Annotated in this window: 15 protein-coding genes, 1 tRNA gene and 1 riboswitch; of the genes, 6 read left to right on the top strand and 10 right to left on the bottom strand. The window is 72.5% G+C overall.

Annotation, left to right across the window (positions count from 1 at the left end):
- Positions 1-104: 104 nt before the first annotated feature.
- Positions 105-605, bottom strand: coding sequence for a COG4315 family predicted lipoprotein (locus CRV15_RS18465; protein ID WP_009996291.1), 501 nt, complete (start codon positions 603-605; stop codon positions 105-107).
- 182 nt (positions 606-787) lie between these two features.
- Here CRV15_RS18465 and CRV15_RS18460 point away from each other — a divergent pair, with 182 nt between their 5' ends.
- Positions 788-1,771 carry a CHRD domain-containing protein gene (locus CRV15_RS18460; RefSeq protein WP_003954842.1) on the top strand — a complete coding sequence of 328 codons (984 nt, stop codon included), beginning with the start codon at positions 788-790 and terminating at the stop codon, positions 1,769-1,771.
- Positions 1,772-2,028: 257 nt separating this feature from the next.
- Here the strand turns inward: CRV15_RS18460 and CRV15_RS18455 are convergent, their stop codons facing one another.
- The 5 genes from CRV15_RS18455 to CRV15_RS18435 form a co-directional block, all read right to left on the bottom strand.
- Positions 2,029-3,441, bottom strand: a complete 1,413-nt coding sequence (locus CRV15_RS18455) for a DUF445 domain-containing protein (protein ID WP_003960606.1) — start codon at positions 3,439-3,441, stop codon at positions 2,029-2,031.
- 93 nt (positions 3,442-3,534) lie between these two features.
- Positions 3,535-4,272, bottom strand: coding sequence for a DUF1707 SHOCT-like domain-containing protein (locus tag CRV15_RS18450; protein WP_003960607.1), 738 nt, complete (start codon positions 4,270-4,272; stop codon positions 3,535-3,537).
- A gap of 64 nt (positions 4,273-4,336) precedes the next feature.
- The gene (locus CRV15_RS18445; protein ID WP_003960608.1) at positions 4,337-5,317 is read right to left on the bottom strand and encodes an ABC transporter ATP-binding protein; all 981 of its coding nucleotides are present in this window, start codon (positions 5,315-5,317) and stop codon (positions 4,337-4,339) included.
- 26 nt (positions 5,318-5,343) lie between these two features.
- Positions 5,344-6,300, bottom strand: a complete 957-nt coding sequence (locus CRV15_RS18440; RefSeq protein WP_003960609.1) for an ABC transporter permease — start codon at positions 6,298-6,300, stop codon at positions 5,344-5,346.
- 34 nt (positions 6,301-6,334) lie between these two features.
- Complete coding sequence (locus tag CRV15_RS18435) at positions 6,335-7,135, bottom strand: ABC transporter permease (RefSeq protein WP_003954837.1); 801 nt, start codon at positions 7,133-7,135, stop codon at positions 6,335-6,337.
- A gap of 181 nt (positions 7,136-7,316) precedes the next feature.
- Here CRV15_RS18435 and CRV15_RS18430 point away from each other — a divergent pair, with 181 nt between their 5' ends.
- Positions 7,317-9,944, top strand: a complete 2,628-nt coding sequence (locus tag CRV15_RS18430) for a transglycosylase domain-containing protein (RefSeq protein WP_003960611.1) — start codon at positions 7,317-7,319, stop codon at positions 9,942-9,944.
- A gap of 212 nt (positions 9,945-10,156) precedes the next feature.
- Here the strand turns inward: CRV15_RS18430 and CRV15_RS18425 are convergent, their stop codons facing one another.
- The 3 genes from CRV15_RS18425 to CRV15_RS18410 form a co-directional block, all read right to left on the bottom strand.
- Positions 10,157-10,477, bottom strand: coding sequence for a DMT family transporter (locus tag CRV15_RS18425; RefSeq protein ID WP_003960612.1), 321 nt, complete (start codon positions 10,475-10,477; stop codon positions 10,157-10,159).
- Between the two features lie 31 nt (positions 10,478-10,508).
- A riboswitch (guanidine-III (ykkC-III) riboswitch) is annotated at positions 10,509-10,573 on the bottom strand.
- Positions 10,574-10,690: 117 nt separating this feature from the next.
- Positions 10,691-11,047, bottom strand: coding sequence for a GroES family chaperonin (locus tag CRV15_RS18415; RefSeq protein WP_003954834.1), 357 nt, complete (start codon positions 11,045-11,047; stop codon positions 10,691-10,693).
- A 95-nt stretch (positions 11,048-11,142) separates the two neighbouring features.
- Positions 11,143-11,469 (bottom strand): DUF3618 domain-containing protein, encoded by a 327-nt coding sequence (locus CRV15_RS18410; RefSeq protein WP_003954833.1) that lies wholly within the window; start codon positions 11,467-11,469, stop codon positions 11,143-11,145.
- Positions 11,470-11,676: 207 nt separating this feature from the next.
- Between CRV15_RS18410 and bcp the strand changes: the two genes are divergently transcribed.
- The 4 genes from bcp (at position 11,677) to CRV15_RS18390 (ending at position 13,784) form a co-directional block, all read left to right on the top strand.
- The gene (bcp, locus tag CRV15_RS18405; RefSeq protein ID WP_003954832.1) at positions 11,677-12,144 is read left to right on the top strand and encodes a thioredoxin-dependent thiol peroxidase; all 468 of its coding nucleotides are present in this window, start codon (positions 11,677-11,679) and stop codon (positions 12,142-12,144) included.
- A 178-nt stretch (positions 12,145-12,322) separates the two neighbouring features.
- Entirely contained in the window at positions 12,323-12,979 is a 657-nt protein-coding gene (locus CRV15_RS18400) for an HNH endonuclease signature motif containing protein (protein WP_003960614.1), read from the top strand.
- The gene (locus tag CRV15_RS18395) at positions 12,976-13,641 is read left to right on the top strand and encodes an HNH endonuclease signature motif containing protein (RefSeq protein WP_003960615.1); all 666 of its coding nucleotides are present in this window, start codon (positions 12,976-12,978) and stop codon (positions 13,639-13,641) included. Before CRV15_RS18400 ends, CRV15_RS18395 begins: the two co-directional genes overlap by 4 nt.
- A gap of 56 nt (positions 13,642-13,697) precedes the next feature.
- Positions 13,698-13,784 (top strand) — tRNA-Leu (locus CRV15_RS18390).
- A gap of 47 nt (positions 13,785-13,831) precedes the next feature.
- Here the strand turns inward: CRV15_RS18390 and rdgB are convergent.
- On the bottom strand, positions 13,832-14,434 hold the full coding sequence (gene rdgB, locus CRV15_RS18385) for an RdgB/HAM1 family non-canonical purine NTP pyrophosphatase (RefSeq protein ID WP_003960616.1): 603 nt from the start codon (positions 14,432-14,434) through the stop codon (positions 13,832-13,834).
- Positions 14,435-14,508 lie beyond the last annotated feature (74 nt).

Here is a 14,508-nt window from a genome sequence, read left to right as displayed (position 1 = left end):
CGGCGTTCGGTCACCGGGAATGGGTAGGGCCGCAGCAGCCAGGGGGACAGTTCCGGCCGCCGCGGGTTCTTGGGGTGGGGCGGGGAGTGCGGGAGAGGGCGGGGTCAGGCGGGGGTGCGGATGAGGTTGCCGTCGGCGGCGAGGGTGAACCATTCGCCGTCGACGCCCTGGCCGTTGGTGTCTCCGGGGAGCGCGTCGCCGACGTAGTAGTAGAGCGGCCAGTCGCCGTAGACGGCCTGTTCCGCGCCGGTGGTGTGCGCGGTGCGGGTCAGCAGGGCGGGGCGGGTGCCGGGGCCGGCGGTGACGGGGCGGGTGGAGGTCAGGGCAGGCCAGGCGGCGACGCAGTCGGCGGCGCAGGTGCCGGTGCCGGGCCGGTCCTGGGTGAAGGCGTAGAGCGTACGGCCGGTGCCGTCCACGAGGATGCGGCCGAGGCCGGAGTCGGCGACCTTCACGGACGTGGCCGGGAAGGGCTTCGCCGCGGTGCTCCGGGGAGCGTCCTGCGCCTTCGGGGCGTCGCCGTCGGGGCCCGAGCAGGCGCCCGCCGCCAGCAGCGACAGCGTGGCCGCCGTCGCGGCGATCCAGGGCGTCGAACGGTTCCTGGGCATGGTCGTTACCCCCGAGTGGCGAAGTCGTGCGGTCTGCCAGATAGAACGGAGGCAGCCGACCCCCGGTTCAAACCGGGGAAAAGAAAATTTCTGCTGAACAGTGCTGAACACTTCGGGGCCGCCACCCGTACTTGTTGGCGACCGACCCAGACCATGTCGGCCTCTAGGGGAGGACCCAAACCATGCAGAAGCGAGTCATCGCGGCGATCGCCGGCACCCTGGTGCTCGGTGTCACGGGCGCCTCGCCCTCCGTCGCGCACGGGGGACACGGAACGCCCGGAGCGGCCGGGGGGCACAGCACAGCCGGAGGGCACCACGGACACGGCGGCACCGCCGCCCAGGGCGCGACGGGTTTCACCGCGCCGTCGCGCGGGCCCGCCGTCACCTTCGCCGTGGAGCTGTCCGGCGCCAACGAGGTGCCCACGCCCGGCGGGCCCATCGTGAACGACCCCGACGCGAAGGCCGCCGGCTATGTCCAGATCAAGGGCGACCGGGTGACCTACGCGTTGCGCTGGAACGGAGTGGTGCCCAGCCTCGGCCACATCCACCAGGGCCCGGCGGGCAAGAACGGCCCCCTGAAGGTGCTGATGTTCGGCGCGATGCCGGACTCCGTGGACCGGGCCGCCGGACATGTCTCCCTCACCGACGCCAAGCTCGCCGAGGACATCCGGAAGGACCCGGCCGGGTTCTATGTCAACCTGCACAGCGCCGAGTTCCCCGGCGGCGCCGTCCGCGGCCAGCTCAAGCCCACCAGCAGGCCCGTCAACCCGCTGGACATCCTCCGCGGCGGCAAGCTGACGGCGCTGTCCAACGGTGGCCAGGAGGTCCCCAAGACCGACGCCTCCAAGGTGGGCGACCCCGACGGGCACGCCGTGACCTTCCTCAACCCCAAGGGCACCCAGGTCGGTTACTCGATGGCGTGGGTCAACATCCAGAGCCCGTCCCTCGGCCATATCCACAAGGGTGCCTTCGGCAAGAACGGCGATGTCGTTCTCAACCTCTTCAACCGGCCCGTGCCCGAAGGGGTCTTCGCCGTCTCCGGCAGGCTGACCGGGCAGAACGCCGCCACCGTCGCCCGGGTGCGCGACTACTCCCGGGAGTACTACTCCAACATCCACACCCCCGAGTTCCCCGACGGGGCCGTCCGCGGCCAGCTCTTCGGCTGACCCCCAGACGGAGGTGTGGCGCCGCCGACCGCGGTGGGCGCACGGGCGGGTCGCTGAGGGGGCCGTCCTGCGCACCGGTGCCGTCGCGGGAGACGCGTCACACCTCCTTGCCCCGTGCCCGCGGCGGGCCCACCGGATCACACGGCCGGGCGGGCCCGCCCGGGCACGGGCACACTCAGGCACGGGCACACAGGCACAGGAGCACTCAGGCACGGGCCCGCCTCGGCCCGCGAACACCCCCGCCACCTCGCGCGCGCTCAGCCCCCGAACGCCCGCGCCACCGTGTAGATCAGCAGTCCCGCCAGCGCGCCCACCACCGTGCCGTTGATCCGGATGAACTGGAGATCCCGGCCGATGTGCGCCTCGATCTTCCGCGAGGTGTGCTCCGCGTCCCAGCCCGCGATCGTCTCCGAGATCAACGAGGTGATCTCGCCGCGATAGGTGGTGACCACATACACCGCGGCGTCCTCCACCCAGCCGTCCACCTTCCGCTGGAGCCGCTCGTCGGTGGCCAGCCGGGCGCCCAGGGAGAGCAGCGAGGCCCGGGCCCGCAGCCGCAGCTCGCTGCGGTCGTCCTCCGCCGCCGAGAGGATCATGGCGCGGACCGAGGACCACGCCGAGGCGATCACGTCCTGCACCTCCTCGCGGGAGAGCAGATCCGACTTCATGCGCTCCACCCGCGCCCTGGTCTCCGTGTCCGACTGGAGGTCGGACGCGAAGTCCGCCAGGAAACGGTCGATCGCGCCGCGCGCCGGATGCTCCGGCATGTCCCGCATCTCCGTGACGAAACGCAGCAGCTCGCGGTAGACCCGTTCGCCCACCTTCCGGTCGACGAACCGCGGCGTCCAGCCCGGCGCGCCGCCCTCCACCGCGTCCATCACCGACACCGCATGGGTGACCAGCCAGTCATGGGCGCGGGCGCAGATCAGATCGACCGCCCGGCGGTGCGCCCCGTCGGCGACCACCTTGTCCAGGGTCTTGCCGAGGCCGGGCGCGATCTCCGCGCTCTCCGCGCGCCGGGTGATGGCCTCGCCGACGACGGCCTGGACATCGGAGTCCCGCAGCACCGTGAGCGCCCCGCGCAGCGCGGTCGCCAGCTCGGCGGTGACCCGGTCGGCGTGGGCGGGCTCGGCGAGCCAGGCGCCCAGCCGGCCGCCGATGCCCAGCGCCCCCAGCCGGGCGCGCACCACCTCCTCGGAGAGGAAGTTCTCCCCGACGAAGGTGCCCAGCGAGGCGCCGAGCTGGTCCTTCTTGTTCGGGATGATCGCCGTGTGCGGGATCGGCAGGCCCAGCGGGTGCCGGAAGAGCGCCGTCACCGCGAACCAGTCGGCCAGCGCGCCGACCATGCCCGCCTCGGCCGCCGCCGCCACATACCCGGCCCAGGGCCCGGCGCCCGCGTTCTTCGCCCAGGTCGCGAGGGCGAAGACCACGGCGACGCCGATCAGCAGCCCGGTCGCGAAGAGCTTCATCCGGCGGACGCCGCGCTGCTTGGCCGCGTCCGCCTCGGTGTACGCGAACGAGGGCAGACCCGTCCGCCGCCGCGCCCCGCCGGTCCCCGTGCCCTCGGGGGAGTCCCCGGCGCCGCCCCGGTCCGCGGCACGATCCGCGCGATCCGGCCCGTCCGGCCCGCCCGCGCCGCCCGCGCCGTCCGTCTGATCTGTGCGTTTCATCCGCTCCACCCGTTCACACGCACCCCGTACGCATTTCCTTACCTGACGTACTCCCGGCGCGCATCCGGAGTTCCCGGGACGGCCTCGACGGCGTCAGCGCGGCTCCTCGCGGGCGCCGCCGCCCTCCTCGTCCGGGCCCGGTTCCCGGCCCCGGCCGCCCTCCAGCCGGTTCCGCTTCCGCTCGGCCCGCAGCCGCTGCTTCTCCTCCTTCAGCCGCTGCCGCTCGGCCCGGGTCTGCTTCCGGACCACGTTCACCCCGCCCATCAGCGCGAATCCCGTGATCCGCACCCGGGGCGCCGACGGGTCGGGGACCGCGTCCAGGCCGCTCTCCGAGAAGCCGCCCATGAAGCCGAAGCCCGTGACGTCCACCGTCATGTCCGGCGGAACGATCACCTGTATCCCACCCATGACCGTGAAACAGCGGATCACGACCTCACGGTCCTCGAAACGCGCCTCGCGCAGATCCAGCTCCCCACCGCCCATCACGGCGACGGCGTCGAAGCGGCGCGGCACCGTCCAGCCCCCGTGGCGGCTGAACCCTCCCCACATCGCGAACGCCATCCTCGACGTCCCGGGGCCGCCCACCCGCTCGGGCCAGCCGCCGCCCCCGGCGGTCGGAACCGGCGCCGTGCCGGACGCCGCCGCCGAGGGGGCCGGGAGATCCCGCACCAGCGGCTCCAGCTCGCCATGGGTCCGCGCCAGAAAGGCCGCCTCCAGGCGCTCCTCGAACTCCTCCATCGTGAGCCGGCCCTCCGCCACCGCGTCCCGCAGCCGCTCGGCGACCCGCTCACGCTCACTGTCGGAGGCCCGCATATCAGGGAGTTCACTCATACAGGCAAGAATAGTCAGCGGAAACAGGCCGACCGGGGGCCCGGCGGCGCCACCGGGCGGGTCTTCACTCCCCGGCCGGCCCCTCCGCGTACATCTTCGCGATCACCGCCTCGATGTCCGGCTCCCGTACCGACAGATCCACCACCGGATACTTCTCCGCCACCGCCGCCACCAGCGGAGCCGCCGACTGCGACGCGGGGAACGCCAGCCACTGCCGGGGCCCCTCCACCCTGACGGTCCTGGCCAACCCGGTCGTCAGCGGCGGCATCTCCCGTGCCAGATCCACCACGAGCGTGCGCTCGCTCTCCGCCACCCCGTGCAGCCCTCCGAGTTCACCGTCGTACATCAGCCGGCCGTGGTCGATGACCATCACCCGGCGGCAGAGCTGCTCGATATCGGTCAGATCGTGCGTGGTGAGCAGCACCGTCGTCCCCGCCTCCGCGTTGAGGTCCCGCAGAAAGCCCCGGACCTTCGCCTTGGAGACGACGTCCAGGCCGATCGTCGGCTCGTCGAGGTACAGCACCTCCGGGTCGTGCAGCAGCGCTGCCGCGATGTCGCCGCGCATCCGCTGGCCGAGGGAGAGCTGCCGTACGGGGACCTCCAGCAGCTCGGCCAGGTCGAGGAGTTCGACACAGCGGTCCAGGTTCTCCCGGAACCGCCGGTCGGGCACCCGGTACATCCGGTGCATCAGCCGGTACGAGTCCCGCAGCGGCAGATCCCACCACAGCGTGGTCCGCTGGCCGAAGACGACACCGATCCGCCGGGCCAGCCGGGTGCGCTCCCGGGCCGGGTCGATACCCGCGACCCGCAACCGGCCCGCGCTCGGCGTGAGAATGCCCGTCAGCATCTTGATGGTGGTGGACTTGCCCGCTCCGTTCGGCCCGATGTAGCCGACCATCTCCCCCGGCGCCACCCGGAAACTGATCCCGTCCACCGCCCTGACCCGGTGTTTCTCCCGGCGCATCCGACCGGCCCTGCGCCGTACGTCGAAGACCTTCTCGACGCCGTCCAGCTCGATCACATCCGTCGTGTCCGGCATGTCCATCCACCCGCCTCTCTGTTCCGCCCCGGTCAGCTTCCGGTACTTCGGTACGCCCGCAGCCCCGCGCGCCAGGCGATCCCCGACGCCCAGCCCGCCGCGACGGCGACCAGCGGCGGTGCGAACGCCAGCCACTGCGGCACCTCCACCGGATAGGGCCGCCCCAGCACATACAGCGCGGGCAGCCAGTTGACGAAGGCCAGCGGCACCACGAACGTCACCCCGCGCACCAGGTCCTTGGTGAAGACCGTGGGCGGATACTGGAGCAGCGTGTTGCCGCCGTACGTGAACGCGTTCTGCACCTGCGCCGCGTCCTGCGCCCAGAACTGGAACGCCGCGCCCACGACGAACACCGCACCGAAGATCACCGCGCCGGTCAGCACCATCGCCGGGACCATCAGCGCCTTCAGCGGCGTCCAGGCGACGTCCACGGTCAGCAGGCCGTAGCCGAGGACCAGGACCCCCTGGGCGACACGGCCCACTCTGCGCAGCGCGAAACGGTCGGCCGCGATCTGGGCCAGCACCGGCACCGGACGCACCAGCAGGGTGTCCAGCGTGCCGTCGCGGACCCTGCGGCCGAGGCGCTCCACCGACCCCAGCACCAGGTCACAGAGGCCGAAGGCGGTGCCCGTGACCCCGTACAGCACCGCGATCTCGGCGAGGGAGTAACCGCCGAGCGCGTCGATGTGCGAGAACATCAGCAGGATCGCCACGAAGTCGAAGGCCGTCGTCGCGAAGCTGGCGAGCGTGGTCATGACGAAGGAGGCGCGGTAGGTCATCGTGGAGCGCACCCACATGGCCACGATGAGGCCGTAGGCCCGCACCCCGTCCGTCAGCAGGGCGCGGCGCGCCCGCGCTCCACCGTCGGCCAGCGCCCCGGTGCCATGGGACCCGCCGCCCGCCACCGCCCCGGCGCCATGGGTCCCGCCGTCGGCCACCGCCCCGGCGCCATGGGACCCGCCGCCCGCCAGCGCCTCGGAACCAGCCACTCCGGTGTCCGTCCCGTACGCCGGTCCGACCCGCTCAGCCACCCTGCACCACCACCCTGCGCGTCGCCAGCCGCTGGAGCACCCGGCCCGCACCCAGCAGCGCCACCGCCCACCCCGCCTGGAAGGCGTACACGCCCGCCAGTTCCCACCCCGTGTACATACCCAGCAGCACATCCGCCGGGAGCTGGAGCAACGAGGACCAGGGCAGCGCCCGCGCCACCTCCCCCAGCACGCCCGGGAAGACATTCAGCGGCAGCAGCATCCCGGAGAAGAACATCCCCGTGAGCCAGCTGACATGGCTCACCCCCGCGCCGTCCATCAGCCAGAACGCCGACAGCGCCACCAGGAACCGCAGCGCGAAGCTGACCACCACGCCGAGCAGCACCGCCAGCAGAAAGGCGCCCCAGGTCAGCGCGGACCCGGGCAGCGCCAGATCGAAGGCGAGCGCGCCGCACGCCATCGGGACCACACCCCGGCCCAGGATGTGGAAGGCGGCCCGGCCCAGATCGCCGGAGAGCCAGAAGAGCTGGAGATCGGCCGGGCGGTAGAGGTCGACGGCGATGTCGCCGGTGCGGATGCGTTCGATCAGCTCGTCCTCGAAACCGCCGCCCATCAGCGCGACGGTCACCAGCAGCGCCTGTCCCACCCAGACATAGGTCACCGCCTGGCTGACGTCGTAGCCACCGAGGTGCGGGCGCTCGTCCCACAGGGCGATATACGTATGCGCGATGATGAAACCGAAGACCGTGTTGGTGAACACCCCCGCCACCGTGGCCAGCCGGTAGGTCGCGAAACGGCGGAACCCGCCCGCCACGACGACCGCGTAGAGCCGCACACCGCCTCCCTCCGTGTCCGCTGCGCCCGCCGTGACCGCCGTGTCCGCTGGCCCGCACGGCCGTTGGGCCGGTCGGCACAGCTCCAAAGGGCCCGAGGCTAGTGCGGCCCGGCGTGCCGCCGCGAGGTATTTATGGGTGACGGTACGGGGGATATCGCCGCCCAAAGTGCACTATGGGCGCATGAGCGAGGAGCCACAGCGCCAGGGCGGCCGACCGGTCGGCGACAAGACCGCAGCGGGGCACGCCTCCGGGAACGGCCCCGCGTCCAGGGCCGCCGACGGGTCCGGGTGCACGGACCGGGCCGAATCCACGGACGGGTCCGGGCCCGCCGACGGAACCGCGTCCGCCGGTGGGCCCGCCGGGCGGCGGCCGCGGGAGCGCCGCACCGGACCGCGCCGGCTTCTCCCCACCTGGCGCACCGCGCTCGGCGCCCTCGTCCTCCTCGTCCTGCTCCTCGTCGGCGGGTTCGCCGCCGGTTACGCCCTTGTCGGCATCCCGCCCGCCAACGCCGCCGCCGTCGCCCAGTCCACCCTCTATCTGTACGAGGACGGCAGCCTGCTCGCCCGCGACGGCGAGGTCAACCGGGAGAACGTCCGCATCTCCCGCGTCCCGCTCCCCGTCCGCCGGGCGGTGCTGGCCGCGGAGGACCGCGACTTCTACTCCGAACGGGCGGTGGACCCCCAGGGAATGATCCGCGCCGCCTGGAACACCCTCCTCGGCAAGGGCAAGCAGTCCGGCTCCACCATCACCCAGCAGTACGTCAAGAATTACTACCTCGGCCAGGAGCAGACGCTCAGCAGGAAGTGGAAGGAGTTCTTCATCTCGGTGAAGCTGAGCCGGGAGCAGAGCAAGGACGACATCCTGCTGGGCTATCTCAACACCAGCTACTTCGGCCGCAACGCCTACGGCGTCCAGGCCGCCGCCCAGGCGTACTACGGCAAGGACATCGAGGACATCGACCTCGCCGAGGGCGCCTATCTCGCCTCGGTCCTGAACGCGCCCAGCGCCTTCGACGTCACCCTGCACCCCGAGAACAAGGACGCGGCGGTCGCCCGCTGGAACTACACCCTCGACGGCATGGTGAAGCAGAAATGGCTCACTTCCGGCCAACGGGCCTCGCTGGCCTTCCCCATGCCCCAGCGGGCCAAACCCGCCACCGGCCTCTCCGGGCAGCGCGGCTATGTCGTCCAGGCCGTCGAGGAGTACCTCACCGGCCAGGGCATCCTCGACGAGAACACCCTCGCGGCAGGCGGCTACCGGATCACCACCACCCTGGAACGGGCCAAGCAGGACGCCTTCGTCCGCGCGGTGGACGACCAGGTGAACGCCCGCCTCGACCCGCGCAGGGCCGCCGACCGCAACGTCCGGGTGGGGGGCGCCTCGATCGAGCCGTCCACCGGGCGCGTCGTCGCCCTCTACGGCGGCGTCGACTACACCCGGCAGTACGTCAACAACGCCACCCGCCGCGACTACCAGGTCGGCTCCACCTTCAAACCCTTCGTCCTCACCGCCGCCGTCGAACACCGCTCCCGTACCCAGGACGGCCGGCGCATCACCCCCGGCACCCGCTACGACGGCACGGACGGCCGCACCGTCCAGGGGTGGGGCGGCAAACCGTACGCCCCCGGCAACGACGACGGCCTCTCCTACGGCCGGATCACCGTCACCGAGGCCACCGACAAGTCCGTGAACTCCGTGTACGCGCAGATGGCGATGGACGTCGGACCGGCCAAGGTGCGGCAGACCGCGCTGGACCTCGGCATCCCCGCGAACACCCCCGACCTGAGCGCGTCCCCGTCCATCGCCCTCGGGACGGCCACCGCCAGCGTCCTCGACATGGCGGAGGCGTACGCCACCCTCGCCAACCACGGGCGGCACGGTGCGTACACACTCGTCGCCCGGGTCACCAAGGACGGCAGGGAGGTGGCGCTGCCGGGGCGGGCCGTCCGGCAGACGGTCGACCGGGTCGCCGCCGACACCACGACCGCGATCCTCCAGAGCGTCGTCACCAGCGGCACGGGGACGGCGGCGCAGTCGGCGGGCCGCCCCGCGGCGGGCAAGACCGGCACCGCGGAGGAGGACCGGGCCGCCTGGTTCGCCGGGTACACCCCGGAGCTGGCGACAGTGGTGGCCCTGATGGGGCAGGACCCCGACTCCGGTGCGCAGCGGTCGCTGTACGGGGCGCTGGGGCTGCCGCGCGTCAGCGGCGGCGGGGTGCCCGCCCGGATCTGGGGCCGGTTCACCGCGCTGGCGCTCGGGAACACGGCGATCACGGAGTTCGATCTGTGGCTCCAGCCGGGGAACTGGCTGGAGCCCGCTCCCGAGCCGAGCGGTTCCGGTGCCGCCCGCTCCACCGCGTCCGGGAGCCCGGGGCCGACCCGTTCACCCGGGGACGGGGAACCCGAAGGGGACGGAGCCGACGACGGCGCGAACGACGGTCCCGCCGACGGCACCGGGACGGACCCGGGGGCCGGGACCGAGGACGGCGGTCCGGCGGGGGCGGGCGAGCCGCCGGGGACCGCCACCGGGGCCGGTTCCCCCGCCGGCGGCGGCCTCTACCCGGGGCTGGGGAACGGCGGCTACGGCAGGCTCGACACCCTCGACGGCTCCGGCCAGGGCGCGGGCGGCGGCCCCGGCCCCGGTACGGGCTCCGCCGGTACCGGAGGTCCCCGGCGCGGCGACGGCTTCACCGGCGGCCCGGGCGGGGGCGCGGGACCGGGCCTCGGCCCGGCCGTCGGGGGGACCCGGCCCGGACTGGGCGGCCCGCCGGCGGTGGGCGGCGGCCCGTTCGGCCGCACGGGCCGCTGAGGGCGTACGAGCCGCTGAGGGCGCACGGGCGCTAGAGGGTGCGGGCGCGGGGCATCCGGGTACGGGCGCGGGCCCCGGCCGCCCACGCGGAAAGAGCCCCGGCCCGGGAGGCGGCCACCCGGTCCGGGGACCGCGGGCGCCTCCCGGGCCGGGGCTCAGGAGCGAAGCTCAGACGAGGACGACGGGGCAGCCGCTGTCGGCTGCGCGTCCGGTCAGTGGCCGGAAGTCGCCTTCAGACCCACCACCGCGACCAGCAGCAGCGAGACGAAGAAGATGCGGGCCGCCGTCACCGGCTCGTTCAGCGCCACCATGCCCACGATCGCGGCACCGGCGGCACCGATGCCCACCCACACGCCGTACGCGGTACCGATCGGCAGCGTCTTGGCCGCCTGGGCCAGCAGAAACATACTGGCGACGATTCCGAGCCCGGTGAACACACTGGGCCAGAGCTTGGTGAACCCTTCGGTGAACTTCATACCGATCGACCAGCCGACCTCCAGCAGACCGGCGATGATCAGCAGAACCCAGGCCATGGCGGCACCTCCGAGACGCGTACTTCAACGGGGTGCGTCGTCTTTGCGAAAGCCCGGTACGGCGCGTCTCGTCGGGTGTCCCCACCGTAGCAAAGCGGGGGCGCGGGGGGTGGTGACCTCGGTCACCGGAGACCGCCGCGGGCCCACGGGGCCACCGCGGGCCACCGGGCGTCACCGCAGCCAGGGGGCCACCGGGGCCGGGACCACCGGGGCCTACAGATACAGGCCCGTGGTGTCCTCGGAGCCCTCGAAACGGTCCGCCGCCACCGCGTGCAGATCCCGCTCGCGCATCAGGACGTACGCCACCCCACGCACCTCCACCTCGGCACGGTCCTCGGGGTCGTACAGCACCCGGTCACCCGACTCGACCGTCCGCACGTTCTGCCCCACCGCGACCACCTCGGCCCACGCCAGCCGACGGCCCACCGCCGCCGTGGCCGGAATGACGATGCCCCCGCTGGAACGCCGCTCGCCCTCCGGGATGTCGGTCCGCACCAGCACACGGTCGTGCAGCATCCGGATGGGCAGCTTGTCGTGATGGCTGTTCTGTTCATGGCTGTTGGCGCTCACGCGTCGAACTTACCTGCCCCGGGGCGATCCGCATGCCCGCGGGGCCGCACCGGGGCCCCGGGGGCCGGGACCGGGCGCGCGCCGCGCCCCGGCCGTCACTCCCCGTGCTTGCGCGAGGACCGCGAGGAGAGAACGATCAGCCCCACGAGCACCACCGCCGCGGCGGCCGGGAGCACCCGGTCCATCCGGGGCTCGCCGTCCACCCCCACGAACCGCGCCCGGACACCGTCCACCGTCCGGTGCACCGCCGCGAAGGCGCGCCCGGCGGTCCGGTCCACCTTCTCGGCGACCCTCGCCCTGGCGTCGCCCACGATCGTGCTGGGGTGCACCCGCACCCCGATCTCGTCGAGCGTCTCGGCCAACTGCTCGCGCCTGCGGACGATGTCCGCCTCGATCTGCGCAGGGGTCCTCGCGTCCGACACCGCGCTGCCTCCGTCGTCTGTCATCTGCCCGTGTACCCGCGTACCCGTGTCAGCTACCCGGTGGTTCTCCAGCGACAGTCTGTCAGCTCCATCGCGCGCGCACCCCACGGCACCCCTATTACGCTCGACGGCGTACACCCGCACGGGGCGGCGCGTCACCGCGTCCCCCGGCGGCCCTGACCTGGCGCGACGAGGAGAACCGAGAACATGAGCGAGCGGCTCACGCCCGGCGACACCGCCCCCGACTTCACCCTGCCCGACGCGGACGGCAACGAGGTCTCGCTCGCGGCCCACCGGGGCCGGAAGGTCATCGTCTACTTCTACCCGGCGGCCCTCACCCCCGGCTGCACCAAGCAGGCGTGCGACTTCACGGACAACCTGGAGCTGCTCGCGGACGCGGGCTACGACGTGATCGGCGTCTCCCCGGACAAGCCGGAGAAGCTCGCGAAGTTCCGCGAGAAGGAGAACCTGAAGGTCGCGCTCGTGGGTGACCCGTCGAAGGAGACGCTGACGGCGTACGGCGCCTTCGGCGAGAAGAAGCTGTACGGGAAGACCGTGACCGGCGTCATCCGTACGACGGTGGTCGTGGACGAGGAGGGCAAGGTGGAGCGGGCGCTCTACAACGTGAAGGCGACCGGCCATGTCGCGAAGATCATCAAGGATCTGGGCATCTGACGGGTCCCGGACCCGGGGGCCCGGCTCGCCGGAGGGCCCGGCTTCCCTGAGTGGCCTGCTCCGCTTCGTCCGCACACACGAAGCGGGGCAGGCCATTCCGCATATCGGACGTAACGCTCCGGAGTGCGGTTCGTTGGTCCGTTCGGGTCGCGATGGGCGCGGCCGGACGGAGGGGAACATGAGCAGAAGTCCCTACACCCAGGAACGGCTGGCCGGGGCTGCGGCCTCGTCGCGCACCCTCTCGGAGGCCCTGACCAGGCTCGGGGTCGACCCGATGAGCCCGTCCCGGCGGTATCTCCACGACCGGATGAAACGGCTGGGGATAGCCACCGATCACTTTGAACGCGAAGGGGCCCGCTGGACACGGGAGGTCCTGGAGCCCGCGGTGGCGGCGTCGGCGAGCGTCTGCGAGGTGCTGCGACGGCTCGGTATCGAGGTCGTGGGCGGGCAGCACACCCACATCAGCCGCAGGATCACGGCGCTCGGGCTGGACACCTCGCACTTCCGGCCGCCCGGCACCCGCCGCGCACGGCAGCGGAGGAAACCCGAGGATCTGCTCACCGTCCTGCCCCCGGAGCGGCACGGCCGAGTCCCCGGCGATCGTCTCAAGAGGGCGCTGATGGCCCTGGGGGCGGCAGAGCGGTGCGCGCTGTGCGGCTTGAGCGCGGAGTGGCGCGACCGGCCGCTGCCTCTTGAGATCGATCACATCAACGGCGACTGGCGCGACAACCGCAGGGAGAATCTGCGTCTCCTCTGCCCCAACTGCCATGCCACGACGGACACCTACCGGGGACGGGGCAAGGCACGGCGCACGCAACGGAAGACAAAGCCATGAGCCGGAGCCAGCGGTACACCCGAGAATTGCTCACCGAGGCGGCTGAGCGCTGCCAGAGCCTCGACGAGGTCATCGAGTTCATCGGAGCAGAGCCCTACGCATATCTCGGGCGCTATCTGCTCCGCCGGTTCCAGCACTACGGCATCGACGTCGCGCACTTCCCCCGCCGGCCGTACCGCCGCGCCGTCCAGCCACCGGATACGGCGGAGCTGCGCGGAGCGATCACATCCTCCCGCTCCGTCTCGGAGACGCTGCGACGTCTGGGGAGGCCGGACAACTCCTGGCAGCGGGGCGCGCTGCGACGCTGGGCCGCCGAAGCGAACATCTCGATGAGTCACTTCCTGGGCCAGGCTCATCAGCGCGGAGGACCTGGGACGACTCCGCTCAGGCCCGCGGAGGAAATCCTTGTCAGGACGGAGAACGGCCGCCGCACCGGGAGCCATCTGCTGCGCCGGGCCCTGCGCGGCATCGGGATACCCGAGCAGTGCGCGGAATGCGGCACGGGTACCACCTGGCACGGCCGCCCCCTGACTCTTGAGGTGGACCACATCAACGCCGACTGGAGCGACAACAGGCCGGACAACCTCCGGCTGCTCTGCCCCAACTGTCATGCCGTCACCCGCACCTGGTGCCGGGGAAGGGCCCGGGCGAGACCCCGGTAACCACCACCCACCCGTATCCGCCTCAGCCGCCTGCCCGGTAACATGGCAGGCGGCTCGCGGCGGTGGCGCAGCCGGCGACGCAGCAGATTTAGGTTCTGTGGCCCGTATAGGGCTTGAGGGTTCGAATCCCTTCCGCCGCACCACTCACGGCCTGCGAATCGAAGTCTTCGGTTCGCAGGCCGTTTGTGTGTCAGCCCAGCAGCTCCCCGACCATCGGCACCAGCGCCCGGAACGCCTTCCCCCGGTGGCTGATCGCGTTCTTCTCCTCCGGGGACAGCTCCGCCGCCGTGCGGGCCTCGCCCTCCGGCTGGAGGATGGGGTCGTAGCCGAAGCCGCCCGTGCCGGTGGGGGTGGTCCGGAGGGTGCCGAGGAGGCGGCCCTCCGCCACGCGTTCGGTGCCGTCGGGGAGGGCGAGGGCGGCGGCGCAGAAGAATTGGGCGGCGCGGTGTTCGGGGGCGATGTCCGAGAGCTGGGCGAGCAGCAGGGCGAGGTTGGCGGCGTCGTCGCCGTGGGCTCCGGCCCAGCGGGCGGAGAAGATGCCGGGGGCGCCGCCGAGGACGTCGACGCAGAGGCCGGAGTCGTCGGCGATGGCGGGCAGTCCGGTGGCGCGGGCGAGGGTGTGGGCCTTGAGGAGGGCGTTCTCGGCGAAGGTGACGCCGGTTTCCTTGACGTCGGGGATGTCGGGGTAGGCGTCCGTGCCGACGAGTTCATGGGGGAGGCGGGCGTCCGCGAGGATCTGCCGGAGTTCGGTGATCTTTCCGGCGTTGCGGGTGGCGAGAACGATACGGGTCATGGCCCGATTATCCGTATCCGTATCCGCTGGTCGTGGTCGGGCGGGGGGCGGCCGTGCGCCAGGGACCCGGCGGG

It is taken from the genome of Streptomyces clavuligerus (genome assembly GCF_005519465.1).
Lineage (GTDB): Bacteria > Actinomycetota > Actinomycetes > Streptomycetales > Streptomycetaceae > Streptomyces > Streptomyces clavuligerus.
Note: the sequence above shows the minus strand (reverse complement) of the source record. Positions and strands in the feature narration are given on the sequence as shown.

Bases quoted from the DNA above. Each gene is read 5' to 3' on its own strand.
- CRV15_RS18465 (WP_009996291.1), bottom strand. From the start codon at position 605: ATGCCCAGGAACCGTTCGACGCCCTGGATCGCCGCGACGGCGGCCACG.
- CRV15_RS18460 (WP_003954842.1), top strand. From the start codon at position 788: ATGCAGAAGCGAGTCATCGCGGCGATCGCCGGCACCCTGGTGCTCGGT.
- CRV15_RS18455 (WP_003960606.1), bottom strand. From the start codon at position 3,441: ATGAAACGCACAGATCAGACGGACGGCGCGGGCGGCGCGGGCGGGCCG.
- CRV15_RS18450 (WP_003960607.1), bottom strand. From the start codon at position 4,272: ATGAGTGAACTCCCTGATATGCGGGCCTCCGACAGTGAGCGTGAGCGG.
- CRV15_RS18445 (WP_003960608.1), bottom strand. From the start codon at position 5,317: ATGGACATGCCGGACACGACGGATGTGATCGAGCTGGACGGCGTCGAG.
- CRV15_RS18430 (WP_003960611.1), top strand. From the start codon at position 7,317: ATGAGCGAGGAGCCACAGCGCCAGGGCGGCCGACCGGTCGGCGACAAG.
- CRV15_RS18425 (WP_003960612.1), bottom strand. From the start codon at position 10,477: ATGGCCTGGGTTCTGCTGATCATCGCCGGTCTGCTGGAGGTCGGCTGG.
- bcp (WP_003954832.1), top strand. From the start codon at position 11,677: ATGAGCGAGCGGCTCACGCCCGGCGACACCGCCCCCGACTTCACCCTG.
- CRV15_RS18400 (WP_003960614.1), top strand. From the start codon at position 12,323: ATGAGCAGAAGTCCCTACACCCAGGAACGGCTGGCCGGGGCTGCGGCC.
- CRV15_RS18395 (WP_003960615.1), top strand. From the start codon at position 12,976: ATGAGCCGGAGCCAGCGGTACACCCGAGAATTGCTCACCGAGGCGGCT.
- rdgB (WP_003960616.1), bottom strand. From the start codon at position 14,434: ATGACCCGTATCGTTCTCGCCACCCGCAACGCCGGAAAGATCACCGAA.